The sequence below is a fragment of the Xanthomonas sp. DAR 35659 genome, assembly GCF_041242975.1.
Lineage (GTDB): Bacteria > Pseudomonadota > Gammaproteobacteria > Xanthomonadales > Xanthomonadaceae > Xanthomonas_A > Xanthomonas_A medicagonis.
In genome coordinates this window covers 3,046,490-3,073,043 of the sequence record NZ_CP162488.1, presented here as the reverse complement: position 1 = coordinate 3,073,043, position 26,554 = coordinate 3,046,490, and the positions used below count along the sequence as shown (strand labels likewise).

Here is a 26,554-nt window from a genome sequence, read left to right as displayed (position 1 = left end):
TCGCCGCTGGCCGATGCGCCGACCAGGCGCGAGGGAATGACGCGCAGCCCGGGCGCGCGGCTCACGGCAGCGGCTCGTCGGCGTCGTCGTCGCCGACCGCGCGCGGGGCCGGTCGCGACAGGAAGCCGGTCAGGCCGCTGGACGCCAGCGTCGCCAGCCAGAACATGAAGAAGCCCACCGTGTAGCCGAGCCCGCGGCTGAGCTGGCGACCCGGGAAGCTGATGTCGCGCAGCGCCAGCGGATCGACCACGGCGAAGAACAGCACGCTCATCGCGCCGGCGACGAGGAAACTGGGCCACAGGATCACGCCCAGCCGCTGCACCAGCGGGCGCGGCGCGGCCGGATCGAGTAGCGGGTCGAGCAGGGGATCGTCGCTGGGGGTCATGGCGGGCGAACTCCGTTGCGGAAGGGAAGAAGGGCGGCATGCGCCGGGGTGGTGCCGCGCGCGGGCCGGCGCGCCCGCCCGCGGCCGCGCCGCCGATCCCCCGTCGACGGCGGCGCAGGCGCATGCCGCCGATGCAGACTAGGCAGCGCGGCGCGTGGCCACATTGATCTTGATCAAGGCCGCGCCGCGACCGACACGGATACTGGATGCATTGCGCAGGAATCCCGCCATGCACGACCCCATCGATGCCTTGCCGTTGCCCGGACCCGAGCTGTGCAGCGAGGACGACGTGACCGCGCTGGTGCAGGCGTTCTACCGCCGCGTGCGCGCCGATGCCGAGCTGGCCGCGGTGTTCGCCGCGCACATCGAGGACTGGGACGCGCACCTGCTGCAGCTGGGCGACTTCTGGTCGGCGATGCTGCGCGGCACCCGGCGCTTCCGCGGCGCGCCGATGCCCAAGCACGTGGCCATGCGCGAACTCAGCGCGGCCCTGTTCCAGCGCTGGCTGGAACTGTTCCGCGCCACCACCGCCGAGCTGGACAACGCGCCGATGCGGGTGCTGGCCGACGATATCGCCGCGCGCATCGCCGACACCTTCTGGCGCCGCCACCAGATGAGCTGGCAGCCGTTCGAGCCGGCCATGCCGCTGCGCGCGGATTGATCCAAGTCAAGGCGGCCCAGCGCCGGGCCGCGCATGCTGTGGCCATGGACATCCTCATCGCCCCCGATCCCGCCGCGACCTGGACCTTCGACGCCGAGCTGCTGCGCCGCTACGACCGTCCCGGGCCCCGCTACACCTCGTATCCGACCGCGCCGCATTTTCAGGCCGGTTTCGGGCCCGCGCAGCTGTTCGCGGCGGTGCAGGCCAGCGATCCGGCGCGGCCGCTGTCGCTGTACGTGCACGTGCCGTTCTGCCGCAATCCCTGCTTCTACTGCGGCTGCAACCGGGTCATCACCCGCGACGCCGGCAAGGGCCGCGCCTACGTGCAGCGCGTGCTGCGCGAGGCGGCGATGATGGCCGCGTGCCTGGACACCGAACGCGAAGTGGTGCAACTGCACCTGGGCGGCGGCACGCCGAACTTCCTGGCGCCGGAACTGCTGGGCGAACTGCTGCAGGGCCTGCGCGCGCTGTTTCGTTTCAGCGAGGCGCCGGACCGCGACATCTCCATCGAACTGGATCCGCGCACGGTCACGCCGCAGGACATCGCCGCGCTGGCCGCGCTGGGCTTCAATCGCGCCAGCCTGGGCATCCAGGACTTCGATCCGCTGGTGCAGCAGGCGATCAATCGCACCCAAGGGGTGCAGGAGACGCTCGACATCCTGCGCGCCTGCCGCGTGCAGGGCATGCGCTCGGTCAACGTCGACCTGATCTATGGCCTGCCCAGGCAGACCCTGGCCGGCTTCGAGCGCACCCTGGACACGGTGATCGCGGCGCGCCCCGATCGCCTGGCGGTGTACGGCTATGCGCACATGCCGCAGCTGTTCAAGGCGCAGCGGCGCATCGCCGATGCCGACCTGCCAGACGCCGAGCAGAAGCTCGCGCTGCTGGGGCTGGCGGTGCGCAAGTTGTCGGCGGCCGGCTACCAGTACATCGGCATGGACCATTTCGCGCTGCCGCACGAGGACCTGGCGCGGGCGCAGCGCCAGGGTGGCCTGCACCGCAATTTCATGGGCTATACCACCCACGCCGAGACCGACCTGCTCGGTCTGGGCGTCAGCGCGATCAGCCGCATCGGCGACAGCTACAGCCAGAACCAGCGCGAACTGCCGGCGTGGGAAGCGGCGGTGGACGCGGGCGACAGCCCGGTGCTGCGCGGCCTGCAGCTCAGCGCCGACGATGCGCTGCGCGCTGACCTGATCCAGCAGTTGATGTGCCAGGGCCGCGCCGACGTCGCCGCGCTGGCGCAGCGGCACGGCATCGACTTCGCCAGCTACTTCCGCGACGAACTGCAGGCGCTGGCGCCGCTGTGCGCCGACGGCCTGGCCGAGTATCGCGACGGCACGATCCAGGCCACCGCGCGCGGGCGCCCGCTGCTGCGCCTGATCGCGATGTGCTTCGACCGGTATCTGCGCCAGCCGGCCCAACCGGCGCGGTATTCGCGCGCGATCTGAGCGCCGCAGGACTTCAGGTTCACCGTTGCCGAATGGCATCCCCGGCGCCGTCGTGGCGGCGTCGCCGGGGCTCTTTCCGGCCCCGGTTACGCGCCGGCGCGCCGGACGATGACGCGCGCAGGAAGCTCACGTGTCCAGAGCTTTCAGGCGTGGCGCGCCATCAAAATTCCAATGGCAGCGCTGTCTTGGCGCAGCGATGAAGCCACGCTGGCCAGCATGCGTGCCGCTTGCGCAAAGGGAACTGCGAGAAGGTGGTGCCCGGAGCCGGAATCGAACCGGCATGGGGTCGCCCCCGGCGGATTTTAAGTCCGATGCGTCTACCAGTTTCGCCATCCGGGCCTGGTGCCGCTAGCGTGCCTGATCGGCCGCCGATTGTGAACCGTGGTGCGGCGCCGCGCGCCCGCCTGCAGGTGCCCGACGCGCCGGCGACAGAGCACGCGCGCGTCCCGGCGCGCGGCCGACAACAGGAAAGGAGCACGAAAGACAGCCCGCCTAGGCTCTGCCCGAATGAGCCGGAGAGCTGCCTTGCGCGTCCAGTGGAAGATTCTTTGCGATTTCGACGGCACCGTGTCGTTGCAGGATGTCACCGACACCTTGCTTGAACGCCTCGGCCGCCCGGGCTGGCGTGCGCTGGAAGACGATTGGGTCGCCGGCCGCATCGGCGCGCGCGCCTGCATGAGCGGCCAGGTGGCGCTGCTCGACGGCGACGTGGACGCGCTGCATCGCGTGCTCGACGAGGTCCGCATCGATCCGGCGTTCGTGCGCTTCGTGGACCTGGCGCGCGATCTCGGCATGCCGCTGAGCATCGTCAGCGACGGCCTGGACTATCCGATCGCGCGGATCCTGGCGCGGCACGGCCTGCACCAGTTGCCGATCGTCGCCAATCGCCTGCTGCGCACCGACGCTGGCGCATGGCGCATGGCGTCGCCGCACGCGCGCCCGGACTGCCCCAGCGGCACCTGCAAGTGCGCGGTGATGGCGCGGCCGCCGGCGGCGCACGCCACCTTGCTGATCGGCGACGGCCACTCCGATTTCTGCGTGGCCGGCGAGGCCGACCTGGTCTTCGCCAAGGACGGCCTGTTGCGCCATTGCCGCGCCAACGGCATCGCCCACCGCGCGATCGGCGGCTTCGACGACGCCATCGCATTGCTGCACGACCTCGCCGCGCCGGCAGCGGTTGCCGCGCGCCTGCCTCTTCCCGTTCCCCAACGAGCCTGACCTCATGAACCGGACTGTTCAGTTCCCCACGGCGCTCGCGCCGCTCCACGGCGATCTCGCCACGCTCGACGACAGCCTGGCGCTGGCGGCGCCGGATCCGGATGCGCTGCTGCGCGGCGGTCCGGCCTACCACGCCGCGCTCGGCGACGCGCAGTTGCTGGCCGACGAAGCCGAATACTGCTCCTTCGGCGATACCGTGCACTACAGCGAACCGCCGCGGATCTTCGCCCACTGCGATGGCAGCTACCTCTACGACACCGAGGACGTGCCGTACCTGGATCTGCAGATGTGGTACTCGGCGGTCAATTTCGGCTACGCCAATCCGCGCTTGAACGGCGCGTTGAAGCGGCAGATCGACAGCCTGCCGCAGGTCGCCAGCCAGTACCTGCATCCGACCAAGATCGAGCTGGCCAAGACCATCGCCCAGGACGCCGAACGCAAGTGGGGCCGCAAGGGCCGCGTGCACTTCAACGTCGGCGGCGCGCAGTCGGTGGAAGACTCGCTGAAGCTGGTGCGCAACGCCAGCGCCGGCAAGAGCCTGGTGTTCGCGTTCGAGGGCGGCTATCACGGACGTACCCTGGGCGCTTCGGCGATCACTTCGTCGTACCGCTACCGGCGCCGCTTCGGCCATTTCGACCGCGCCCAGTTCATCGAATTCCCGTACCACTTCCGCGGCCCCAAGGGCATGTCAAAGGAGGAGTACGGCGAGCAATGCGTGGCCAAGTTCGAGCGCCTGTTCGAGACCGAGTACAACGGCGTGTGGGATCCCAAGGCCGGGCAGTGCGAGTACGCGGCGTTCTATGTCGAGCCGATCCAGGGCACCGGCGGCTACGTGATCCCGCCGCCGAACTTCTTCACCGGCCTGAAGCGGGTGCTGGACAAGTACGGCATCCTGCTGGTGGTCGACGAAATCCAGATGGGCTTCTTCCGCACCGGCAAGCTGTGGGCGATCGAGCATTTCGGGGTGACCCCGGACGTGCTGGTGTTCGGCAAGGCGCTGACCAACGGCCTCAATCCGCTGGCCGGCATCTGGGCGCGCGAGGAACTGATCAACCCGACCGTGTTCCCGCCGGGTTCGACCCATTCCACCTTCGCTTCCAATCCGCTGGGCACGGCGGTCGGTCTGGAAACCATGCGCATGCTGGCCGAGACCGACTACGAGTCGATGGTGATGGCCAAGGGCGCGCATTTCCTCGATGGCTTGCGCGATCTGCAGACGCGCCACCCGGAAATCGGCGACGTCGACGGCCTAGGCCTGGCGCTGCGCGCGGAGATCTGCCAGGCGGACGGCTTCACCCCGAACCGCAAGCTGCTCGACACGATGGTCGACATGGGGCTGGAAGGCGAGCTGCGCCACAACGGCAAGCGCATCGGCCTGGTGCTGGACGTGGGCGGCTACTACAAGAACGTGATCACGCTGGCGCCGTCGCTGCACATCAGCCACGACGAGATCGACCTGGGGCTGTCGCTGCTGGACCAGTTGCTGACCCGCGCCAAGCGGGTGGCGTGAAATGGCGGGAGACAGCGCGTTGGCGCCGCGTTGCCTCCCGTTTCTTGCCGCGGCGGGCGGATCAGCCCGCCGCGCGCAGCGCCAGCACCGCGTTGAGTCCGCCGAAGGCGAACGAATTGCTCAGCACCGCCCGCACCGGGCGGGCGCGTGCCTGGTGCGGCACGTAATCCAGGTCGCAGTCCGGATCGGCATCGAGGAAGTTGGCGGTGGGCGGCACGATCTGCTCGCGCAGCGCGCCGATCGCCGCGACCAGTTCCAGCGCGCCGGCGGCGCCGAGCGCGTGGCCGTGCACGGCCTTGGTCGAACTCACCGCCAGCGCCTCGGCATGGACGCCGAACACCTGATGGATCGCCTGCGTTTCGGTGCGGTCGTTGGCCAGCGTGCCGGTGCCGTGGGCGTTGATGTAGTCGATCTGTCGCGGCTCCAGGCCGGCGTCGTGCAGGGCCAGGCGCATCGCCGCGGCGGCGCCCTCGGCGCTGGGCGCGACGATGTCGTGGGCATCCGCATTGAGGCCGAAGCCGGCCAGTTCCGCCAGCGGCGCGGCGCCGCGCGCCGCGGCATGCGCCGCGCTTTCCAGCACGAACACGCCGGCGCCTTCGCCCAGCACCAGGCCGCTGCGCTGCGCGCAGAACGGCCGGCAGGTGTCGTCGCTGACCACGCGCATGGCTTCCCAGGCGCGGATCAGCGGCAGGCTCAGGCAGGCTTCGCTGCCGCCGGCGATGGCGACGTCGGCCAGGCCGTGGCGGATCAGCAGCGCCGCCTGCGCCAGCGCATGGTTGGCCGAGGCGCAGGCGCTGGACACGGTGAAGGCCGGGCCGCGCAGGCCGAAGACGAGGCTGATCTGGCTGACCGCGGCGTTGTTCATGCTGCGCACGATGGTCAGCGGGTGCAGGCGCTCGGCCTGCTCGCGGTACAGCCGCCGCGACTGCTCGTCGCGGCTGAGTTCGGCGCCGACGCCGGTGCCGAGCACCACCGCGCCGCGCGCGCCCGCGGCGTGCGGCGCCAGGCCGGCCTGGGCCACGGCTTCGTGCGCCGCGACCAGGGCCATCTGGGTCATGCGATCCAGCTGGCCGGGCGCGATGCCGCCCAACTGCGCCGCCTGCGGCGCGAAGCCGGGCACGCTGGCGGCGACGCGCATCTTCAGCGTGGACTGCGGATCGGGCGAGGCCAGCGCGGCGATGCCGCTGCGGCCCTCGCGCATGCCGCGCCACAGGGCATCGGCACCCAGGCCGAGCGCGCTGACCGCGCCCATCCCGGTGACGACGACGCGATGCTCCGGCGCCGGGCGGCCCATCGCCGCTCAGTGCGCCGCGGCCAGCGGCGCGGCGGCGGCCTTGGCGGCCAGCGCCTGCCGTACCGCTTCGGCGAGCTTGCCCAGCGAGCCGTCGTCCAGGTTCGGATCGCGCTGCGGGAAGGTGATGTCGAAGTGTTCCTCGATGTCGAACAGGATCTCGATCGCCTCGAGCGAATCCACGCCCAGGTCCTGGAGTCTGGTCTCGGCGTTGAGGCCGGCCAGGTCGATCTCGGCGTGCTTGGCGACGATGCTGTGGATCTGGGTTTCGATAGACGGGGTCATGGCGGTCCTCCGCGAAATGAAAGGCCACCGTGCGGCGCGTGCCGGCGGTGGAAGCGTGCCGCGGCCCACGGCTGCGGCGTCCATCCTCCACGCTAGCCGGCCAATCTTGCAGATGCCTTTCGTGAGCCAGCTCGAACCGCGCGCCCTGCAGCAGCGGTTCCTCGAGCATCCCCCGCAGGCCTTCGTGGCGCGCACGCTGGAGCATGGCGTGCCGGCGTTCGAAGCCGACTTCGACCTGCTGACCACTGCCGATCCGGCGCTGCGCGCGCGCGTCGGGCGCTGGCCGTTGCCGCGGCTGTGGCGGCGCCTGCTGCGGCCGCGCACCAGCTTCGTCGGCAGCACGGTCAGCGAGTACGCCTGGCTGCCGCGCGCCGCCGATCCGGCGCGGTTGCCGGCGCAGTGGCGCGCGCAGCTCGGACGGACGCGCTCGCTGCTGATCGTCAAGGACATCCCGCAGGCCTCGCCGCTGCTGGATGCCACCGACAACGCCTGGGCGCAGGTGTTCCTGGAGGCCTGCGCGCGCAGCGGCTACGTGCTGCTGCGCGGACAGGCGCTGGCCTGGGTGCCGATCGATTTCGCCTCCACCGACGAGTACCTGGCGCGGCTGTCGCGCGGGCGCCGTCGCAACATCCGCCGCAAGCTGCGCTCGCGCGCCGACCTGGAGATCGACGTGCTGCCGACCGGCGCCGCCTTCGCCGACCCGGCGCTGCGCGCGCAGTGCTATGCGCTGTACCTGGAGGTCTACGCGCAGAGCGAGGTGCATTTCGACCTGCTGACCGCCGCGTTCTTCGATGCGCTGCTGACCGACGCCGCGTCCGGCGGGCTGGTCTTCACCTATCGCCACCAGGGCCGGCTGATCGGCTGGAACCTGTGCTACGTGCACGAGGGGCGGCTGGTGGACAAGTACATCGGCCTGCACTATCCCGACGCGCGCGAGCACAACCTGTACGCGCTGAGCTGGATGCACAATCTGGAGTACGCCTGCCGCCACGGCCTGCGCGCCTATGTCGCCGGCTGGACCGATCCGGAAGTGAAGGCGCAACTCGGCGCCAGCTTCACCTACACCTGGCACGCGGTGTACCTGCGCAATCCGCTGCTGCGGCTCGCGTTGCGCCGGCTGCGCCCGCTGTTCGAGAGCGACGACGTCGGCAGCGCCGACCCGGATACCGACGCGGCGGAGTCCGCGCCATGAGCGCGCCGGTCGCGCTGGACCTGGACGGATCGCTGGGCGCGGTGCCGGGCGCGCTGCGCCTGCCGCTGCAGGACTGGCATGACGGGCTGCGCTTCGCCTGTTCGCTGCGCCGGTTGCGGCGCTTCGGCGCGACGCTGGATGCCGCGCTGCCGGCGCGGCACGGCACCGTGCTGCTGGGCAGCGGCGACTTCCATCATCTGAGCCTGCCGCTGATCGCGCGCGCGGCGCGACGCGCGCAGGCGCCGCTGCGGGTGGTGGTGTTCGACAATCACCCGGACAACATGCGGTTCCCGTTCGCCGTGCATTGCGGTTCGTGGGTGTGGCGGGTGGCCGCGTTGCCGCAGGTGGCGCGGGTGGAGGTGGTCGGCATCACCTCCGGCGACGTCGGCGCCGCGCACGCCTGGGAAAACCATCTGCGCCCGCTGTACCGCGGCAAGCTGCGCTACTGGTGCAGCGGCGTGGACGTCGGCTGGGCGCGGCGCATCGGCCTGGGCGCCGCGGTGCGCGGCTTCGCGTCGGGCAGGGAGCTGATCGACGCGTTCCTGCAACAGTTGCATGCCACGCCGATGCCGACCTATCTGTCGCTGGACAAGGACGTGCTGGATCCGCAGGACGCGCGCACCAACTGGGACCAGGGCGAACTGCGGGTGCCGCACCTGCTCGCCGCGATCGCGCTCCTGCATGGGCAATTGATCGGCAGCGACATCACCGGCGAGGTGTCGCTGGTCCGGTATCCGCAGTGGTGGAAGCGGCGGCTGGCCGCGCTGGATGCGCAGCCGCCGCCCTCGCCGCAGGCGTTGCCTACGTGGCAGGCGCAGCAGCACGCGCTGAACCTGCGCCTGCTGCAGGCGCTGGCCGAGGCGGGGACGGCGGGCTAGCGTGGCCCGTGTAGGAGCGGCTTCAGCCGCGACGGGCGTTACCGATGGATCCTGTCGCGGCTGAAGCCGCTCCTACAAGGGAATGTGGGCTGCGGCAGCGATGCGTGCTTGGTGATGGTCGGCCTCGCCGATCCGCTCCGCACACACCTGCCGCAGCACCGCGACGATCGCCTCGAATCCGTCCTCGTCCAGCCACGGGCTGTTGCTGATGCTCAGGCAGCGCTCGGCGAAGTCGCGCGCGTTGGGCATCGGCGCCGGATCGACGATGCCGCGCAGATAGGCATAGTCGGGCAGTGCATGCACGAACGGCACCGCCACGCCCAGCCCGCGCGGCCACAGCGCGGCCAGGGCGCGTTCGCGGGTGGCGGCGTCGGGCAGCAACACCATCAGGATCGGCCAGCTTCCCTGCGCGCCCGGGGTGTCGGCGATCACCGTCAGGCCGGGAAGGGTGGACAGGCGCGCGCTGCGGCGCCGGCCCTGGTCGCGCAGCTGCGCCAGGAACGCCGGCCAGCGCGCGCTGGCGCGCACGCCGACGGCTTCGCGCCAGGCGCCGACCGCGTGTTGCGGAATCTCCCGGTCGAAGTGGTCGCCGGCGGCGCCGAGGCGATCGCCGCGGCGCAACGCGCGGCGCAGCGGCGCGCCGTAGGCCCAGCGCAGCGCGCGCGGCCGGTACAGCGCGGCATAGCCCAGCAACTGCACGCTGCGGCGCAGTTCCCAGCGCCAGTCCGGCAGGGCCAGGCGCGCGGCGGTGTCGGCCAGGCTGTGCCGCAGCGGCGCATGCCGCGACAGCAGCAGGCCGCCTTCGTACAGGGTCGGGCCCTTGCCGACGGCGAGGCTGCAGAAGCCGATGTCGCCGCCCAGGCCGGCCGGGGTGCCGTCGGCATGCACGCCGCCCAACGCCTGCGCGGCGTCCTCGATCAGCATCGCGCCGCAGGCCGCGGCGGCCTGGCGCAGCGGCGCCAGATCGCTGAGGCGGCCGCCGAGATGGGTGGCGATGATCGCCAGGGTGTCGTTGCCGCAGCGCTGCGCCAGTTGCGCCGGGTCCGGGTCGAGCGAATCGGGCAGCAGATCGCACAGCACCAGGTGCAGGCCGCAATGGGCCACCGCCAGCGCCACCAGTGGACACGTGTACGCGGCCACCACCACCTGGCGGCGCCGGCAGCTCGCGGCCAGGGTGCGCAGCGCGATGACCAGCGCGGCGGTGCCCGAGCAGGTCAGCAGCGCGCCGGGCAGGCCGAGTTGCGCGGCCAGGCGCTGCGGCGCGCGCGCCGGCCACAGGTCGCGCCAGCGCAACGGCAGGCCGGCGGTGGGCGGGATCTCAGTGCGCATCGGTCGCGGCGGCGCGTTCGCCCAGCGCCAGGCAGACGATGCCGGCCACGATCAGCGCCGCGCCGAGCGCCTGCAGCGCGCCGATCGGTTCGCCGAACCACCACGCCGACAGCAGCAGCACGCTGACCACCTCCAGGTGCGAGGCGGCGAAGGCCGGCCCGATCGGCGCGTGCTCGAGCAGCTTCATCCAGGTGAAGAAGGCGCCGACGTAGCCTAGCAGCGCGGCGTACAGCCACGGGCTGGCGAGCAGGCGCAACACCCAGGCCCAGTCGGCCTGCGGCGGGAACGCCTGCGCGCCGCCCAGCTTGAAGCCGAACTGGGCCAGCGTGTCGAAGCCCAGCAGCAGGCCGAAGCCGATGGCGTAGCGCCGCAGCGAGGTGCCGCTCATGTGCCGAGCCCGACCACGGCCACGCCGGCGCTGACCAGGCAGATCCCGGCCACCTGCAGGCGCCCCAGCCGCTCGCCGAACAGCCAGCGTCCGGCGAGCATGATCGCCACGATGTTGATCGAGCCCAGCAACACGCCGCGGCCCAGCGGCACCAGCGACAGGAACGCGGTCCAGGCCAGGAACTCGAACGCGTAGCAGCCCATGCCCAGCCACAGCCACGGTTGCCGCGCCATGCGCCGCCAGCGCGCCGCGCCGCTGGCCAGCGGATCGCTGGCGACGTGCTTGAAGGCCAACTGGCCGACCGTGTCCATCGCCACCGTCGCCAGCCACATGCCGACCACCGGCGCCTGCATCGCCATCATGCGGCCTGGCGCGGCGCCGCGGCCTGCGCGGCGAAGAACTGCGCCAGCCGCGCGCCGAGCACGCGGCGTTCGCGGTCCAGGGTGATCATGTGGTAGCTGTCGTGCAGCAACAGCAGTTCGGTCGGCCCGGACACGCCGGCCAGCACCAGCTTCGCGTTGCGCAGATGCGCGATGTCGTCCTCGGCGGCGTGCGCGACCAGGCACGGCGCGGTGACCTTGGCCAGGTTGCGGCGCACCCGCCGCGACAGCAGGTGCATCTCGGCCAGCGCATGCCAGGGATTGCCGGGCAGGCCGGCGGCGCTGCTGTCGCCGCCGAGCATGGCCCCGCTGACCTGGGCGCGGATGCGCTCGTCGCGCAGGCCGTACGGCGGCTCCTCCAGGAACATGCGGCGGCGGCCGATGCCCAGGCGCTTGAACCACGGCAGCAGGAACGCCAGGCGCGCGCGGCGCGGGATGTTCCAGCCGTCGTAGCGGAAGGTGGCGCCGAGCACGCCGACGCCGTCCACCCAGTCCGGGTGTTCCTCGGCCAACTGCAGCGCCAGCAACGCGCCCATCGACAGCCCGGCCACGAACAACCGGTCCACCTGCGGGCGCATCCGCGCCGCGGCCTGTTCGACGCTGGCCGCCCAGTCGCGCCAGCCGGTGGCGATCAGGTCGTCCTCGTCGCCGCAATGCCCGGCCAGTTGCACGCCGTGCACGCTGAAACCCTCGCGGTGCAGCGACTTGCCGAGCAGGCGCATCTCGCTGGGGGTGCCGGTCAGGCCGTGGATCAGCAGCACGCCGTGGCGGCCGCCCTCGAAGTGGAATTCGGCGGATTGGATCATGTCGGCGCGGCGCTGCGGGGGGAGGGCACGCGCGCAGCCTGACGGCGGCGCGTTTCTGCAGCCTTTCGTCAGTGCGCCGCCGCGGCGGGATTCCCGAAGCGCACCAGCACGCGCTGGCCCAGGCGCAGCGCCGACGGCTTCTGGAACGCCAGCACGCAGGCCACGCTGCGATCGTTGCCGGCGCCGCCGGCGTCGTCGTGCAGTTGGGTCGGGCCGAACGCCGGCGCCAGCCAGCGCACCACCGCGCTGCCCAGCGCGGTCTGCCGGCCGTCGTCGCTGATCACCTCGGCCCGCATGCCGGGCGCGATCGCGCCGGCATAGCTTTCGTTGAGCTCGGCGCGGACCAGGCGCGGCGCGTCCGGCAGCAGGGTCAGCAGCGGCGTGGCGCCGCCGTCGCTGCGGGTGCCGGCCGCGGCCGAGAGCTGCAGCACGCGGCCGTCGGCCGGCGCGTACAGGCGGTACTGGTCGCGCTGCAGTTGCGCCTGGCGCACCTGTTCGGCGGCCAGCGCGGCGTCGCTGCGCGCGGTCTGCAGCGCGTCGGCCAGGGTCTGGCTGGCGTCGCCGGCGTCGTCGGCGCTCTGGCCGTCGCCGGCGCCGATCCGCGCCGCTTCGGCCAGCCGCCGCTGGCGTTGCTGCGCATGCGCCAGGCGTTGCTGCAGCTGCGCCACGTGCGCCGTGGCGGCCTGCGCGCGGGTCTGCGCGACCTGCAGGTCCAGCGCCGCGGCGCGGTCGTCGGCTTCGATCAGCAAAGCGCCGCGGCGCACCGTGTCGCCTTCGTGCACCGCGACCCGCTGCAGCGTCGCCGCCATCGGCAGGCTCAACCGCAGCACCCCGCCTTCCACGTCGATGCGGCCGCGCGCCACCGCCAGGTAGGCGGGCGTCGCGCCGGGCGCGGGCACGGCCTGCTGCGGTTGCGGCGCGCAGGCGACCAGCAGCAGGCCCAGCAACGGAGCGGCGAGGAACGCTTTCATGGGGCGGACATCCGGGACGAATCGGGAGGAAGGGGCGAGGGCGGCGGCGCCAGGCGGCGGTCGTCGAGGATGCGGCCGTCCTCCATCGACAGCACGCGGTCGGCGTGGCGGATCAGGCGCGGGTCGTGGCTGACGCACAGCACCAGGGTGTTGTGGCTGCGCGCGATGCGGTGCAGCAGGTCGATCACGATCTGGCCGTTGCCGGCGTCCAGCGCGCTGGTCGGCTCGTCGGCGAACAGCAGCGCCGGATGCTTGGCCAGAGCGCGCGCGATCGCCACGCGCTGCTTCTCGCCGCCGGACAGTTCGGCCGGGCGCAGCCGCTGGCGATGGGCGATGCCGACCTCGGCCAGCGCCGCCTCGGCGCGCGCGCGCACCTCGGCCGCAGCCAGGCCCATGTACTGCAGCGGCAGTCGCACCTGGTCCAGCGCGTTCAGCGCGGGGAACAGGTTGAAGCCCTGGAAGATGAAACCGGTGTGGCGCAGGCGGAAGCGTTCCAGCGCGGTCGCGTCGAGCGTGCCGAGGTCCTCGCCCAGCGCCGTCACCCGCCCGCGGTCGGCACGTTGCAGGCCGCTGAGGATCGACAGCAGGGTGCTCTTGCCGCAGCCCGACGGCCCGGAAATCAGGGTCAGTTCGCCCGGCCACACCTGCAGCGCCACCTCGCGCAACACCTCGGTGCGCAGCTTGCCGGAGACGAAGCTCTTGCACAGGCCGCCGCCGAGCAGGGTGGCCGCGTGCGGCGGCGGGGCGGGGATCGTGGCCTGGTTCATCGCAGCAGCAGCGCCGGATCGGCGCGACGCAGCCCGCGCAGCGCGGCCAGCGCCGACAGCAGGGTCAGCAGCATCACCGCGACCACGCACGCGGCCCAGCCGCTGCCGTCGAAGGCCACCGGCACGTCGTGTGCGCGCGCCAGCGCGACCAGCGTGGCGCCGAGCGCGCTGGCGCCGAGCAGGCCGAGCGCGCCGACCCAGGCCGCCTGTTCCAGCACCACCCAGCGCAGCGCGCGCATGCTCACGCCCAGGGCGTTGAGCGTGGCGTACTCGCGGGCGGCGCCGAGCACCGTGGCCAGCAGGGTCTGGCTGGTGATCGCCACGCCGACCAGCAGCACGATGCCGCCCAGGAACAGCACGCCGGAGCCGGCGCCGGTGTCGAACATCCAGAACAGGATGCTGCGGCGGGCGAAGTCGGCCGCGCTCCAGGCCTCGATGCGCGCCGGCGCGCCCTGGCCGGCGAGGCTGCGCGCCACCGCCGCGGCGTCGCTGCCGGGGCGCAGCCGCGCGACCATGTAGGTCGGCCAGTCCGGATGCGTGGCGTCGGTGTTCAGCACGCGCGCGGTCTCCAGCGAGGCCAGCACGTTGACCCCGCCCAGCGCGCGCAGGCCGCGGCCGACGCCGATCACCCGCACCCGGTGGCCGTTGATGCGCGCGCTGCGGCCGATGCCGACGCCGAGCTTGTCCAGTTCGGCGCGGTCCACCACCACCGTGTCCGGCTCGCGCAGCGCGGCGCGCAACGCCGGGTCCAGCAGCCGCGCGAACATCAGCCCGTCGGCGCGGGTGTCGATGCCGGACACATAGATCGACACCGCGCCGGTGTCGTCGGGGCCGCGCCAGTCGCCGTCGAACCACAGGAACGGTTCGACCTGCTGCACGCGCGGATCCAGGTACAGGGCGGTCGTCGCATCCGGGTCGATCGGACGGCCCTGGTCCACGCTCTGCGTGCCCGGATAGCCCAGCCACAGGTCGGCCGCCGACCCGGAGACGTAGACGCTGGCGCTGCCGAAGATGCCCAGCACCAGCGCGGTCTGCAGCAGCAGCAACAGGCTGGCGAAGCCGACCGAGACCACCACCGGCAGGAAGCGGCGCCATTCGTGGCGCAGGGTCTGGCGGGCCAGCGCGACCATCAGGTCCCTGCGCCCGCGGCGTCGGCATCGCGGCCGTCGGCCTGGGTCGCCGCGCTGCCCAGCGCGGTCTGCAGTGCGATGTAGTCCAGGTCGCGCTGGCGCTGCGCGTCCAGCAGGTCCAGCGCGGCCTGGTCGCGCGCGGCCTGCTGCGCGGCCACCTCCAGGTCGTTGCCCAGGCCCAGCCGGCGCCGCGCCTGCGCCGCGTCGGTGGCCTGCTGCAGCGCCTGCACGGCCTGCCGTTGCGCCTGTTCGCGCTGGCGCTGCTGTTCCAGCGCGGTCAGCGCGTCCTGCACTTCGGCGGCGGCCTGCAGCACGCATTGGCGGTAGGCCAGCGCCGCCGCCTGCAGCAACTCGCCGCGGGCCTGCGCCTGGGCCTGGCGCAGGCCCCAGTCGAACAGCGGAATGTCCACCAGCGGTCCCAGCGAGGCGATCGCGTGCGGGGTGGCGGTGCGGCGGTGCGAGAGCAGGTTGGTGGACCAGCGAATGGCGCCGCCCAGGCCGATGCTGGGGTAGCGGTCGGCGCGGGCGATGCCCAGTTCGCCGGCGGCGCTGAGCACCTCGGCTTCGCGGGCGGCGATGTCCGGGCGCCGCCGCAGCAGGTTGGCGGGCACCGCGTCGACCGCGCCGATGCGCAGTTCCGGAGCCGCGGCCCCCGCCGGCGCCGCGGCGGCGCTCCAGGCCGGGTCCGGCGCGCTGCGCGCCAGCAGCACCGCCAGCCGTTGCGCGGCGGCGGCCGCGGCGCTGCGCGGCTCGCCCAGCGCGGCCTGCGCCTGCCACTGCGCGGCCTGCGCCTGCGCCGCGGTGGCCGGCGCGGCCAGGCGCAGGCCGACCAGCGACGCGCTCAGGTCGGCCTGCCGCTGGCGCGCCTGGGCGATGTCTTGCAACAGCCGTTCGGCCTGCTGCGCGTGGCGCAGTTCGACCCAGTTGCGGGCCACGTCGGCGATGGTGGCGGTGCGCACCTGCGCCAGGTTGGCCTGCGCCGTGCGCAGGTCGCCGTCGGCCAGGCGCCGGGTCGCTTCGCCGCGGCCGAACAAGGGCAGCTCCCACTCCGCGTCGAAGCCGGCGACCAGGAACGAGGCGCTGGCGTCGGGATCGATCGGGTCTTCGGTGCGGGCGTGCAGTTGCGGCTTCAGCTTGGCGTCGGCGACGCGATCCAGGCGCCGTGCCGCGCGCAACCGCGCCAGCGCCTGCGCCACGTCCAGGTCCTGCTGCAGCGCCTGCGCGATCAGCGCATCCAGTTGCGGGTCGTGGAAGTCCTGCCACCAGGTGCTGCCGGGCGGACGCGGCGCCGCCGCCGGCAGCGCGCTCCACTGCGGCGGCAACGGCTGCGCCAGGTCGGGCAGCGGGGTGCTGACGCAGCCGCACAGCACGGTGGCGCCGAGCAGGGCGACAGCGGCTAGGCGCAGTGCGCGCTGCCCGCTCATGCCGGGGCCGCCGCGCTGGCCGGGATGTCCACTTCCACCCGCAGCCCGCCCAGCGCCGAGCGTTGGTAGCGCAGGCTGGCGTGATGGCGCGCGGCGATGCTGGCGACGATCGCCAGGCCCAGGCCGGTGCCGCCTTCGGGCGCATCCGGCGCGCGGAAGAAGCGCTCGCCCAATCGCGGCAGCAAGGCCTCGTCCACGCCCGGGCCGGCGTCGTCGATCGCCAGGCGCAGGTGTCGCGGCGTGCGCCGCAGGCTCACCGTCACGATGCGCCCGGCGGCATGCCGGAAGGCGTTGTCGAGCAGGTTGTCGAGCAGTTCGCGCAGCGACCAGGCGTCGGCGGCGACCCAGGCCGGGCCGTCGATGGTGTCGTCGTCGTAGCCCAGGTCGACGCCGGCATGCAGCGCGTCGGGAATGCGCTCGGCCAGCGCCTGCGGCAGCCATGCGGCCAGGTCCAGCGGCAGCAGCGGGCGGATGCTCTCGCGCGGCGCCTGGGCGCGGGTGAGCGACAGCAACTGGGTGGAGCTGCGGATCGCGCGGTCGGTCAGCAGGCGGATGTGCTGCAGCGCCTGCGCGGTGTCCTGGGGGCGGGTGCTGGCCTGGGCGCGTTGCACGTGCATGCTCAGCCCGGCCAGCGGCGTGCGCAGCTGATGCGCGGCGTCGGCGACGAAACGCTCCTGCAGCGCCATCAGTTGCTTGAGCCGGTCGAACAGGCCGTCGATGGCCTGGGTCAGCGGCAGCACCTCGATCGGGATGTCGGGGCCGGACACCGGGCTGAGGTCGCGCTGGCTGTCGTCGAGCCGGCGCACCGCCGGCTGCAGCAGGCGCAGGCCCACGCGCACGCCATGCCAGACCAGCGCCAGCAGCGAGCAGGTCAGCAGCAGTTCGGTGGGCAGCATCAGCATCAGGATCTCGCGCGCGCGGCGGTGGCGGTCGTCCAGGGTCTCGGCCACCGAGACCGTCAGGCGGTCGCTGGGCTCGCGCACCGACGGCACGATCAGGCTGGCCACGCGCACCGGGGTTCCATCGGTCATGCGCTCGTCGCGCAGCGCCACCCGGCCGGGCGTGGCCGGCGCCGCATGCGCGGGAATCGGTTGCGCGCTGTGGCTGATCACCCCGTGCCGCTGGCTGCGCACCTCGAAGAACACCCGACCCTCGGTGCTGAACTCGAGCAGGCGTCGCGCCTGCAGCGGCAGCGGCAGGCCGTCGTCGGCATCGTTGACCGCCTTGGCCAGGCCCAACGTGTCCTCCTTCAGGTCCATGTCGTGGACGTGGTTGGAGTACTTGAGCATCAGCAGATAGAACAATGCCGAGACCACCAGCATCAGCAGCACGGTGGGGATCAGCAGGAACGCCAGCAGGCGCCGGCGCAGGCTGGGATGGGCGGGCGCCGCGCCCGCCGCCGTGTCCGCCACGGCGCCGCTCACGACGCCAGCGGGTCGTGCGTGGCGGCGGACGCGTCGCGCGATTCTTCCAACAGGTAGCCCAGCCCGCGGATGGTGCGGATGCCCACGCCGGAGCCGTGCAGCTTGCGGCGCAGGCGGTGCATGGAGATGTCCAGGCCGTTGTCGGTGATCTCGTGCTGCCAGTCGCACAGCGCATCGGTGAGCTGGCCGCGGCTGACCACGCGGCCGCTGCGCAGCAGCAGCGTTTCCAGCAGCGCGAACTCGCGCGCGGTCAGCTCCAGCGGCTGGTCCTGCAGCCACACCCGGCGCGCGGCCAGGTTGATCCGCAACTGGCCCAGGGCCAGTTCGGGGATGCCGCCGCTGCTGCGCCGGCGCAGCAGGGCGCGGGTGCGGGCCAGGAACTCGGACAGCTCGAACGGCTTGATCAGGTAGTCGTCGGCGCCCTGGTCGAGGGCGCGGATGCGGTCCTCCACGCCATCGCGCGCGGTCACCACGAGCACCGCGACCTGGTCGCGGCGCTCGCGCACGCGCTGCAGCACCTGCAGGCCGTCGCGGCGCGGCAGGCCCAGGTCCAGCACCAGCAGGTCGTAGCACTCGGCACCGAGCGCGCGCTCGGCGGACGCGCCGTCGTTGACGTGGTCGACCACGTGCCCGCACTCGGCGAGCGAGTCGCGCAAGGCGACGGCAATGGACGTATCGTCTTCGGCAACCAGGATGCGCATGGCGCGAAATGCTTGCAACGCGGATGTTGGAAAACCGTCGTAATCGGCGGTGGCGAGGCGTCTACGATGGGATCCGTTTATGTAGCGACGGTGACCGCGGCGCGCCGATCGGCGGTGGGGGCACCTGACGGTTGGGAAGGGCGGGCGCGGCGCGGTTGCCACGGCCCGCGGGTGCGGCAGCGGCGGGCCGCCGGCGCAGGGCGTGCGTGTCGTGCCGGCACGGGCGTTGAAAGCGGGCCGGCAAGCGCGCAAGCTGCTGATCCGCTTGCGATCGGGGGATTGGCGATGCGTGGAGTGCTTTTGTGGCTGTCGGTGATGGCGGCCGGGTGCTTGCCCTGCGCGGCGTTCGCGCAGGCGACCACGCGCCCCTGCGGCGCGACCGAACAGGCGGGGCCGGCCTGTCTGCTGGCGCACAAGCCCCTGCCGTCGTTGCCTGCCAGCGCGGTCTTCTGGCACCTGGACCGCTACGCCTCCAAGCCGGCGGCGCAGGCCGCCGCGACCGCGTCCAGCGTGGTGGTGGAGTCGTTCGGATCGGTCTGGCTGTTCACGATTGCCGAGGCGGACTGGCGACCCAGCGGCGGCGAGCACGTGTCCACGGTGGGGCCGCTCGCCGTGGCCCCGGCGTCCGGCGGCTATGCGGCCGAGTACCTGCGCTCGGTCTTCGCACCGGGGACGACCGCGCCGTTGCACATCCACTCCGGCCCGGAGGCCTTCTTCGCGGTGAACGGCGATACCTGCCTGGAAACGCCCGAGGGTGCGCGCATCGGGCGCGGCCCCGGCAACCGCCTGACCATCGAGGCCGGGCCGCCGATGCTGCTGATGGCGATCGGCACGGTGCCGCGGCAAGGCTTCGCGCTCATTCTCCACGCCGCCGCCCGGCCGGCGACGACGCTGACCCAGGCCTGGCAGCCGCAGGGCCTGTGCGCGCGGCAGCTCGCGCTGGATCGGGCGCGTCAGTCAATCGTCGGGCGTGCGCATGTCGGGAAATTCTGACGGCACGGCGCGGCATCGGCCGATCGTGGCGGCGCGCGACGACCGGCATCCTGTGCTTGCCGGCAACGTCTTCGCTCCCGCGCCAGGGATGCGCGCTTGCACGGAATCGAAGGGATCTCGATTCGGCCGGTGAGGTGTTTCGTTCCCGCATGCGCCGATGGATCGGCGCGCGTGCATGCGAGCGGAGTGATACGGACCGAACGCACGACGCCCCGGCATGCCGGGGCGTCGTGCGTTTGGGGGTCGGGATCGCTGCTGGCGCGTGCGGCGCGCCCGCGGTTGGCGCGTTGGCGAGGGACGCCATGCTCTCGGAGAGGCCGTCATGCGCGGCGCGCATCCAGAGGACGAGGGGAAGCGTCGCGGCGCGGAAGATGGCATGGTTCGGGAAAATCGGCTGCGGATGTTGCCACGGCACCGCTTGCAGGGATGGCCGTGGCATTGCCGGGTGCCCTCTGTAGGAGCGGCTTCAGCCGCGACAGGCGTTCTCCGTAGCGCCTGTCGCGGCTGAAGCCGCTCCTACAGGGATCCGCCGTCGCCGTGCCCAGGCAACGGCCTGGCAGCGCAAGCGCACGTCGAAGCACCCATCCCGAGTCCTCAGGGCTTAATGAGTGCCTAAGCTATTCCCGATTCCCGATTCCCGATTCCCGATTCCCAATTCCCAATTCCCAACGCAACCTACAACGCCCAATCCACCCGCATCCCCGCCACCAACGCATTCGGCAGGTCGCGCGTGCGTGCCGGTTCGTTGAACTGGTCCGGGTGCACGATGTAGTGCAGGTTCGGCGCGATGCGCAGTTGCGGGGTGACCTGGATGCCGTAGCTCAGTTCCATCATGGTTTGCGAGCGGTGCGGGGTGCCGCTGCCGCCGGCCGCGGCGCGCGCCAGACGCAAATCCTCCAGCGCATCGTCGCTGTAGCGCTGCTGGGTGACGACGAAGGCGATGTTGTCCTGCGCGCGGCTGGCGAAGGTGCCGCGCTGGACCAGGCCCAGTTCCAGGAAATGGTCTTCGATCAACTGGCCGGAGGTGCCCTTGAGCACCGAGCCGAACAGCACCAGGCCGCGCTTGCTGTCGGGGTCGGGGCGGGTGACCTGCTGTTCGAAGCGGAAGAACGCGCCCGAGCGGCCATTGCGTGGGGCGTAGTCCAGCCCGCTCAGCCGCGCCGTATTGCCGTTGCGGTCGTTGAGCGGGTCGCGGTAGTCGGAATTGTCCTGCCAGCCGCCCAGCTCGTACATCGCCGGCAGGCGCGCGCCGCTGGCCTGGGTGGTGTAGCCGATCGCGTAGGGCACGATCACGCCGGTACGGTCGCGCGTGCTCCAGTTCAGTCCGTGCTCGCCGTCCTGCGCCTGGGTCGGATTGACCTCGTAGGCGCCGACGTGCACGTAGACGTTCGGGGTCACCCAGGCCTTGGCATGCGCCGCCCAGCTGGACACCGGCCACCAGGTGAAGTTGCTGGTGCGGAACACATAGGTCGGGTTGCCGCAGGCCGAGTTGCCCTGGAAGTAGCCGCACAGTTCGGAGCCGAGGAAATGGATGTTGGCCACGCTGCGGCCGGCCTCCAGTTCCAGGCGGTCGTCGAACAGTTTCTGCTGCAGGGTGAAGTTCGCCAGGCGCGTGCCCTGGCCGCCGTAGATTTCCTGCACCGAGGTGCTGTTGCCGATGTCGCTGTTGGCCAGGTTGGTGCCGTGGCGGTTGATCGCATAGACCTTCAGCGTGGCGCCGTTCCAGCCCATCAGCCGTTGCAGGTCGACGTCGGTGCCGAGCATCAGTTGGCCGGCATAGGCGCTGCCCTGTTCCTTGCCGCCGTCCAGCGAGACCGCGGCTTCGCCGGTGTAGGCGAGCTTGAGCTTGAATGCGTCGCTGGCGTCCTGGGCGTGGGCCAGCGGGGCGAGGGCCAGTGCCAGGGCGGTGAGGGACAGGCGCCGGGTGAGGGGGAGGGACATGGCAGGAACTCCTGGGGTGTGGTGGGGCCGGCGCGTCGCCGCGGGCGACGGGGGAGGGGACATCGCCCCCGGCGGCGCGCCGGCGCAGGACTTATTCGGCGACCGGCTTCTTCAGCACGCGCAGCGCCAGTGCGGTCAGCACGGTGCCGGCGAGCAACGCCAGTAGGTACATGCCGACGTGGGTCACCTGGTTGGGGATGGGCAGTACGAACACACCGCCGTGCGGTATCTTCAGTTCAACGCCCACGGCCATCGAGATCGCGCCTGCCAGCGCCGAACCGAGCATCAACGCGGGAATGGTGCGCAGCGGGTCGCGCGCTGCGTAAGGAATGGCACCTTCGGTGACGAAGGCCAGGCCGAGCACGCCGGTGGCAGCGCTGGTATCGCGTTCCTCGTGGGTGAAACGATTGCGAAACAACCAGGTGGCCAGGGCGATGCCCAACGGTGGCGTCATGCCCGCGACCATGACGGCGGCCATTGGCGTATACACCTGGCTCGCCAGCAAGCCCGTCGAGAAGGTGTAGGCCGCCTTGTTGACCGGCCCTCCCATATCGAAGGCCATCATCGCCCCCAGCAGCAGCCCCAGCAGGGCCGCGCTGCTACCTTGCATGTCGCGTAGCCAAGCGGTGAACCAGGCCAGAAGTTCCGCGACCGGCTTGCCGATCACGTACATCATCGACAGGCCCACCAGCAGCGTCCCCAGCACCGGCAGGATCAGCATCGGCTTCAGCCCTTCCAGGGTCCGCGGCAAGCGGATCCAGCGATTGAGCGCAGCTACGCCATAGCCGGCGATGAAGCCGGCGAGGATGCCGCCGATGAAGCCGGCGCCCAGGTTGGCTGCGACCAAGCCGCCGATCATGCCGGGGGCGATGCCGGGACGGTCGGCGATGGAGTAGGCGATGTAGCCGGCAAGCGCCGGGACGATGAGGACGAAACCGGCCTTGGCGCCGATCTGGAACAAGGTCCAGCCCAAGGTGCCCTGGTACACCTCGTCGATGGTGTGGACGCCGCCGATCGCGAACGCCAGGGCGATCAGCAGGCCGCCGGCGGTGACGAACGGCAGCATGAACGACACGCCGGTCATCAGGTGCTTGTACGGGCCGGCCGACTTGCCGCGCTCGCTGCTCGCCGGCGCGGCGCCATTGACGCTGGCCGCGTGTACGCCGGCCTCGGCCAGCGCCTTGCGGATCAGGGCCGGGCCGTCGTTGATCGCCGGCTTGGTGCCGCTCTTGAACAGGCGCTTGCCGCCGAAGCGCGACAGGTCCACTTCGCGGTCGGCGGCGATCAGCACCAGGTCGGCGTCGGCGATTTCGGCGGCGCTGAGCGTGTCCTGCGCGCCGACCGAGCCTTGCGTTTCGACCCGGATCCGGTGGCCCAGGGCCTTGGCCGCCTGCTGCAGGCCTTCGGCGGCCATGAAGGTGTGGGCGATGCCGGTGGGGCAGGAGGTCACGGCGACGATGCGCTTGGCGCCATCCGCCTGCGCGGCGCCGGCGCTGCCGGACGCCGCGCTGGCCGCGTCCAGTAGCGGCGCGAGGACGCCGGCGGCATCGCCGAGCACGGCATCCAGGCTGGCGCGTACCGGCGTGGCGGCGAAGCGGGACAGGTCGGCATCGCCGTCGCCGACCAGCAGCAGCGACGCGTCGGCGCCGACCGCGGCCGGCGCCAGCGGCGTGATCACGCCCTGCGCCGAGCGCACCTCGGCGTGCAGTGTCGCACCGCGCATGCTGGCCGCATGGCGCAAGGCCTCGGCGGCGAGGACGGCTTCGGTGCTGCGTTCGCCGGCGGCGATCACCACGAAGATAGGATTCATGCTTGCTCCCGATGGAGGCAGGGGGATGCCGCGCGCGACGTCGGCGCGGGATGCCGGGCGAAGAGGGGGCCGACGCGGTTCATTGCAGGGTCTCCAGTTGCACCGCCGCGGCGATGTCGTGCAGTGCCTCGCGCGGCAGCCGCCGCGCCGCGCCGCTGCCCAGCGTGGCCACGGCGAAGGCGGTGGCCTGGCGCGCGCAGGTCGCCAGGTCGGCCTCGGCGAGCAGGGCCGCGACCAGGCCGGCGACCATCGCATCGCCGGCGCCGACGCTGCTGCCACCGGTCAGCTGCGGCGGTCGCGCCAGCAGCGCCTGGTCGTCGCGCACGAACAGCGCGCCGTCGCTGCCCAGCGACACCACCGCCAGCGCGATGCCGCGCGCCAGCAGTGCGCGTGTGGCCGACAGCAGGTCCGCCGTGTCGCGCAGCGGTGCGCCGGCCCAGTCCTCCAGTTCGTGGCGATTGGGCTTGATCGCATACGGCAGTTGCGCGCGCGGCGCGGCCAGCGCTTCGCGCAACGGCGCGCCGCTGGTATCCAGCAGCACCCGCGCGCCGGCGGCGGCGGCCTGCGTCTGCAACGTGCGCCAACTGTCGTCGGCCAGGCCGCCCGGCAGGCTGCCGCTCAGCACCACCGGCAGGCCGGGGCGCAGCAGCGCGGCCAGGCGCGCACCGACCGCGTGCAGCTCCGGCGCCCCCAGCGGCAGGCCGGGCAGGTTGATGTCGGTGGTGGCGCCGCTGTCGGCGGCGATCAGCTTGAGATTGGTGCGGGTGTCGCCGGGCACGCGCAGGCAGCGGTCGTCGATGCCGCGCGCGGCGAACAGGGTCTCGAACGGCTGCGCGTTGCCGGCGCCGAGCACGCCCAGCGCGGCGGTGGCGATGCCGGCATCGGCCAGGCAGGCGGCGACGTTGATGCCCTTGCCGCCGGCGATGGCGTGCGCGCTGCGCGCGCGATGCACCTGGCCGGGCTGCAGCCGGTCGATCGCCACGGTCAGGTCGAGCGCGGGGTTCAGGGTCACGGTGACGGCGTCGAGGCTCATGCGCCGGCTCCGTCCAGCGCACGCACGTCGGCCGCGCTCTCGCAGTCCAGCGCGCGTTGCGCCAGCGCCTGCAGCGCATCCAGGCGGCTGCCGCGCAGGCGCGCCTTCACCGCCGGAATGTCGTTCGGGGTCATCGACAGTTCATGCACGCCGAGGCCGGCCAGCAGCGCCGCGCCGAACGCGTCGCCGGCCAGGCCGCCGCACACGCCGACCCAGCGCCCATGGCGCGCCGCGCCCTCGACCGTGGTGCGGATCAGGCGCAGCACCGCCGGATGCAGGCTGTCGGCCTCGGCGGCCAGGTCCGGGTTCTGCCGGTCGATCGCCAGGGTGTATTGGGTCAGGTCGTTGGTGCCGATCGAGAAGAAATCCGCGTGCCGCGCCAGCGCGTCGGCCTGGATCGCCGCGGCCGGCACTTCGATCATGATGCCCAGCGGCACGTCCGGCGCCTGCAGTTCCGCGCGCAGGCGTTCGCAGGCGGCGCGCAGCGCGACGATCTCCGCTGCCGAGGTGATCATCGGGAACATGATCGCCAGCTTGGCGCCGTCGCGCGCCGCGCGGTACAGGGCGCGCAGTTGCGGCTGCAGCAGATCGGCGCGGCGCAGCAGCAGGCGCGCGCCGCGCACGCCGAGGAACGGGTTGTCCTCGCGCGGCAGGTTCAGGTGCGCCACCTGCTTGTCGCCGCCGATGTCCAGGGCGCGCACGATCAACGAACGCCCGTCCAGCGCCTTGGCCATCGCGAGGTAGGTGGCGTACTGCTCGTCCTCGCTGGGGGTGCTGCCGCGTTCCAGGAACAGGAATTCGGTGCGCATCAGGCCCACGCTTTCGGCGCCCTGCGTCAGCGCCATCGGCACCTGCTCGGGCAGGTTGACGTTGGCACCGATCTCCACGCGATGGCCGTCCTGGGTCTGCGCCGGCTGGTTGCGCTGCTCGGCCTCGCGTTCGCGCAGTTGGCGCTGTTCCTCGATGTAGGCGCGCGCCGAGGCCAGGTCGTCCTGCGACGGCGCCAGGTACAGGCGGCCGTTGCCGCCGTCGATGATCACCTCGGCGCCGTCCTCCAGGTCCAGCAGGTCGGCGCCGCCGGCGACCAGCGCCGGCAGGCCCAGCGTGCGCGACAGGATCGCGGTGTGCGAGGTCGGCCCGCCCAGCGCGGTGGCCAGGCCGAGCACGCGGCGGGTGTCCAGGTGCGCGGTGTCCGACGGCGACAGGTCGCTGGCGATGAGGATGCAGGGGCGCTCGGGCAACTGCTCCAGGCTGCCGCTGGCCAGGCTCGGGTCGATCTGCGCCAGCACCCGGCGGCCGACGTCGCGCAAATCGCTGGCGCGTCCGGCCAGCACCGCGTTGCCCAGCGCCGAAAGCTTGTTGGCCATGCGCTCGACCGCCTGCTGCCAGGACCAGGCCACGCCGTGGCCTTCCACCATCAACTGGCAGGCGAGGGTGATCAGGTCGGTGTCGTTGAGCAGTTCGGCCTGCGCGCGGAAGATCGCCGCGTCGCCGGCGCCGAGCCGGCGCCGGGTGTCGTCCTCGATCGCCTGCAACTGCTGGCGGGTGCGCTGCAGTGCGTCGTGCAGCAGGGCGCCGCCGTCGCTCAGCGGCACCGGCGCGTCGGGCACCGGGGCGTCGTCGCCGGCCAGCTTGTGCACCAGGCCGATCGCCAGGCCGGGGCTGGCGCCGATGCCGACGATGGCCGGTTGCGCCTGCGGCGGAGTCCAGCCGGCGACCGGCGCGGCCCGGCGCGCGGCCGCGGCCTGGGCGTCGGCCTGCTCCTGCGCGGTCAGTCCGTCGATGACGCCGCGCAGCCGCGCCAGCGCCGCGGCGGCGTCCTGGCCCTCGGCCGAGATCGTCACCGTGTCGCCGGCATGCAGGCCCAGTTGCAGCAGCGACACCAGGTTCTTGGCGTCGCCGACCTGGTCGCCGGCGCGTACCTGGATGCGCGCCGCGAAGCCGCGCGCGGTCTCCACCCAGCGCGTGGCCGGGCGCGCGTGCAGCCCGGTCGGATAGGCGACGATCCAGTCGAAGCGCTCGCCGAGGTCGGCCTGCGGCGCGCCGCTGGCGGCGGCCGGCGCCGGATCCTGGCTCAGCGCATCGACCAGGGCCTGCGGGTCGTCGCTGGCGAACAGCGCGTCCAGCCGCGGCTGATCCTGGATCAGCCGGGTCAGGCGGCGCAGCAGGGCGATGTGGGTATCGGACTGCGCGGCGATGGCGACCACCAGATGCGTGGTCTGGCCGGGATTCCATTCCACGCCGTCGCGCAATTGCAGCACCGCGATGCCGTCGCGGCGGACCAGGTGGCGGTCCTCGCCGGTGCAGTGCGGGATCGCCACGCCGTGGCCGAGGAAGGTGTTGGCCAGGGCTTCCCGGCGCAGCATGCTGGCCTCGTAGGCCGGCGGGACACAGCCGGCGGCGACCAGCAACTGCGCGGCCTGGGCGATGGCATCGGCCTTGTCGCGGGCCTGCGCGTTGACGCGGACCAGTTCGCTGGCGGCCAATACGGGGGGAGGCGTCTGGGTCACGCGGGATCTTCCTTCGTTGGGGACGGGCGGCAAGTGGCTGGAGTGTGGGAACGTTCCCACTCCTGCGTCAATGTGC

24 protein-coding genes and 1 tRNA gene are annotated in these 26,554 nt (G+C 72.5%); 7 read left to right on the top strand and 18 right to left on the bottom strand.

What is annotated here, in order from left to right:
* Positions 1–61: 61 nt before the first annotated feature.
* Complete coding sequence (locus AB3X07_RS12965; protein ID WP_369939013.1) at positions 62–385, bottom strand: hypothetical protein; 324 nt, start codon at positions 383–385, stop codon at positions 62–64.
* 229 nt (positions 386–614) lie between these two features.
* Here AB3X07_RS12965 and AB3X07_RS12960 point away from each other — a divergent pair, with 229 nt between their 5' ends.
* Positions 615–1,046: a group III truncated hemoglobin gene (locus AB3X07_RS12960; RefSeq protein ID WP_369939012.1), complete on the top strand. Its 432-nt coding sequence runs from the start codon at positions 615–617 to the stop codon at positions 1,044–1,046.
* 44 nt (positions 1,047–1,090) lie between these two features.
* Complete coding sequence (gene hemN / locus AB3X07_RS12955; protein WP_369939011.1) at positions 1,091–2,497, top strand: oxygen-independent coproporphyrinogen III oxidase; 1,407 nt, start codon at positions 1,091–1,093, stop codon at positions 2,495–2,497.
* A 252-nt stretch (positions 2,498–2,749) separates the two neighbouring features.
* On the opposite strand, the gene AB3X07_RS12950 is transcribed toward hemN, so the two are convergent.
* Positions 2,750–2,836 (bottom strand) — tRNA-Leu (locus AB3X07_RS12950).
* A gap of 168 nt (positions 2,837–3,004) precedes the next feature.
* On the opposite strand from AB3X07_RS12950, the gene AB3X07_RS12945 reads away from it, so the two are divergent.
* A complete protein-coding gene (locus AB3X07_RS12945; RefSeq protein ID WP_369939010.1) occupies positions 3,005–3,715 on the top strand; it encodes an MtnX-like HAD-IB family phosphatase in 711 nt (236 codons plus the stop codon).
* Positions 3,716–3,719: 4 nt separating this feature from the next.
* A complete protein-coding gene (locus AB3X07_RS12940; RefSeq protein WP_369939009.1) occupies positions 3,720–5,225 on the top strand; it encodes an aspartate aminotransferase family protein in 1,506 nt (501 codons plus the stop codon).
* A 61-nt stretch (positions 5,226–5,286) separates the two neighbouring features.
* Here AB3X07_RS12940 and AB3X07_RS12935 read toward each other — a convergent pair whose 3' ends face one another.
* Positions 5,287–6,519, bottom strand: coding sequence for a beta-ketoacyl-[acyl-carrier-protein] synthase family protein (locus AB3X07_RS12935; protein WP_369939008.1), 1,233 nt, complete (start codon positions 6,517–6,519; stop codon positions 5,287–5,289).
* A 6-nt stretch (positions 6,520–6,525) separates the two neighbouring features.
* Positions 6,526–6,801, bottom strand: a complete 276-nt coding sequence (locus tag AB3X07_RS12930) for an acyl carrier protein (RefSeq protein ID WP_369939007.1) — start codon at positions 6,799–6,801, stop codon at positions 6,526–6,528.
* Between the two features lie 112 nt (positions 6,802–6,913).
* Here AB3X07_RS12930 and AB3X07_RS12925 point away from each other — a divergent pair, with 112 nt between their 5' ends.
* A complete protein-coding gene (locus AB3X07_RS12925; protein ID WP_369944753.1) occupies positions 6,914–7,993 on the top strand; it encodes a GNAT family N-acetyltransferase in 1,080 nt (359 codons plus the stop codon).
* Positions 7,990–8,871 carry an arginase family protein gene (locus AB3X07_RS12920; RefSeq protein ID WP_369939006.1) on the top strand — a complete coding sequence of 294 codons (882 nt, stop codon included), beginning with the start codon at positions 7,990–7,992 and terminating at the stop codon, positions 8,869–8,871. The genes AB3X07_RS12925 and AB3X07_RS12920 overlap by 4 nt, the downstream gene beginning before the upstream one ends.
* Positions 8,872–8,943: 72 nt before the next feature.
* On the opposite strand, the gene AB3X07_RS12915 is transcribed toward AB3X07_RS12920, so the two are convergent.
* The 10 genes from AB3X07_RS12915 to AB3X07_RS12870 form a co-directional block, all read right to left on the bottom strand.
* Entirely contained in the window at positions 8,944–10,200 is a 1,257-nt protein-coding gene (locus AB3X07_RS12915) for a DegT/DnrJ/EryC1/StrS family aminotransferase (protein ID WP_369939005.1), read from the bottom strand.
* Positions 10,190–10,588 carry a DMT family transporter gene (locus AB3X07_RS12910; RefSeq protein WP_369939004.1) on the bottom strand — a complete coding sequence of 133 codons (399 nt, stop codon included), beginning with the start codon at positions 10,586–10,588 and terminating at the stop codon, positions 10,190–10,192. The genes AB3X07_RS12915 and AB3X07_RS12910 overlap by 11 nt, the downstream gene beginning before the upstream one ends.
* A complete protein-coding gene (locus AB3X07_RS12905; RefSeq protein ID WP_369944752.1) occupies positions 10,585–10,947 on the bottom strand; it encodes an EamA family transporter in 363 nt (120 codons plus the stop codon). Before AB3X07_RS12905 ends, AB3X07_RS12910 begins: the two co-directional genes overlap by 4 nt.
* Positions 10,947–11,774 carry an alpha/beta hydrolase gene (locus tag AB3X07_RS12900; RefSeq protein ID WP_369939003.1) on the bottom strand — a complete coding sequence of 276 codons (828 nt, stop codon included), beginning with the start codon at positions 11,772–11,774 and terminating at the stop codon, positions 10,947–10,949. Before AB3X07_RS12900 ends, AB3X07_RS12905 begins: the two co-directional genes overlap by 1 nt.
* 68 nt (positions 11,775–11,842) lie before the next feature.
* Positions 11,843–12,745, bottom strand: a complete 903-nt coding sequence (locus AB3X07_RS12895; protein ID WP_369939002.1) for an HlyD family secretion protein — start codon at positions 12,743–12,745, stop codon at positions 11,843–11,845.
* Positions 12,742–13,512 (bottom strand): ABC transporter ATP-binding protein, encoded by a 771-nt coding sequence (locus AB3X07_RS12890; protein ID WP_369939001.1) that lies wholly within the window; start codon positions 13,510–13,512, stop codon positions 12,742–12,744. Before AB3X07_RS12890 ends, AB3X07_RS12895 begins: the two co-directional genes overlap by 4 nt.
* A complete protein-coding gene (locus AB3X07_RS12885; protein WP_369939000.1) occupies positions 13,509–14,642 on the bottom strand; it encodes an ABC transporter permease in 1,134 nt (377 codons plus the stop codon). The genes AB3X07_RS12890 and AB3X07_RS12885 overlap by 4 nt, the downstream gene beginning before the upstream one ends.
* Entirely contained in the window at positions 14,642–16,066 is a 1,425-nt protein-coding gene (locus AB3X07_RS12880; RefSeq protein ID WP_369938999.1) for a TolC family protein, read from the bottom strand. The genes AB3X07_RS12885 and AB3X07_RS12880 overlap by 1 nt, the downstream gene beginning before the upstream one ends.
* A complete protein-coding gene (locus AB3X07_RS12875) occupies positions 16,063–17,490 on the bottom strand; it encodes a sensor histidine kinase (protein WP_369938998.1) in 1,428 nt (475 codons plus the stop codon). The genes AB3X07_RS12880 and AB3X07_RS12875 overlap by 4 nt, the downstream gene beginning before the upstream one ends.
* On the bottom strand, positions 17,487–18,191 hold the full coding sequence (locus AB3X07_RS12870; protein ID WP_369938997.1) for a response regulator: 705 nt from the start codon (positions 18,189–18,191) through the stop codon (positions 17,487–17,489). The genes AB3X07_RS12875 and AB3X07_RS12870 overlap by 4 nt, the downstream gene beginning before the upstream one ends.
* Before the next feature lie 294 nt (positions 18,192–18,485).
* Here AB3X07_RS12870 and AB3X07_RS12865 point away from each other — a divergent pair, with 294 nt between their 5' ends.
* A complete protein-coding gene (locus AB3X07_RS12865) occupies positions 18,486–19,184 on the top strand; it encodes a hypothetical protein (RefSeq protein ID WP_369938996.1) in 699 nt (232 codons plus the stop codon).
* Between the two features lie 675 nt (positions 19,185–19,859).
* Here the strand turns inward: AB3X07_RS12865 and AB3X07_RS12860 are convergent.
* The 4 genes from AB3X07_RS12860 to ptsP all read right to left on the bottom strand — a co-directional run bounded on the left by AB3X07_RS12860 (position 19,860) and on the right by ptsP (position 26,478).
* Positions 19,860–21,125: a carbohydrate porin gene (locus tag AB3X07_RS12860; protein WP_369938995.1), complete on the bottom strand. Its 1,266-nt coding sequence runs from the start codon at positions 21,123–21,125 to the stop codon at positions 19,860–19,862.
* A gap of 91 nt (positions 21,126–21,216) precedes the next feature.
* Positions 21,217–22,935, bottom strand: coding sequence for a PTS fructose transporter subunit IIC (locus tag AB3X07_RS12855; protein WP_369938994.1), 1,719 nt, complete (start codon positions 22,933–22,935; stop codon positions 21,217–21,219).
* Between the two features lie 79 nt (positions 22,936–23,014).
* Positions 23,015–23,968: a 1-phosphofructokinase gene (gene pfkB, locus AB3X07_RS12850; protein WP_369938993.1), complete on the bottom strand. Its 954-nt coding sequence runs from the start codon at positions 23,966–23,968 to the stop codon at positions 23,015–23,017.
* Positions 23,965–26,478 (bottom strand): phosphoenolpyruvate--protein phosphotransferase, encoded by a 2,514-nt coding sequence (gene ptsP / locus AB3X07_RS12845; protein WP_369938992.1) that lies wholly within the window; start codon positions 26,476–26,478, stop codon positions 23,965–23,967. The genes pfkB and ptsP overlap by 4 nt, the downstream gene beginning before the upstream one ends.
* Positions 26,479–26,554: the final 76 nt, after the last annotated feature.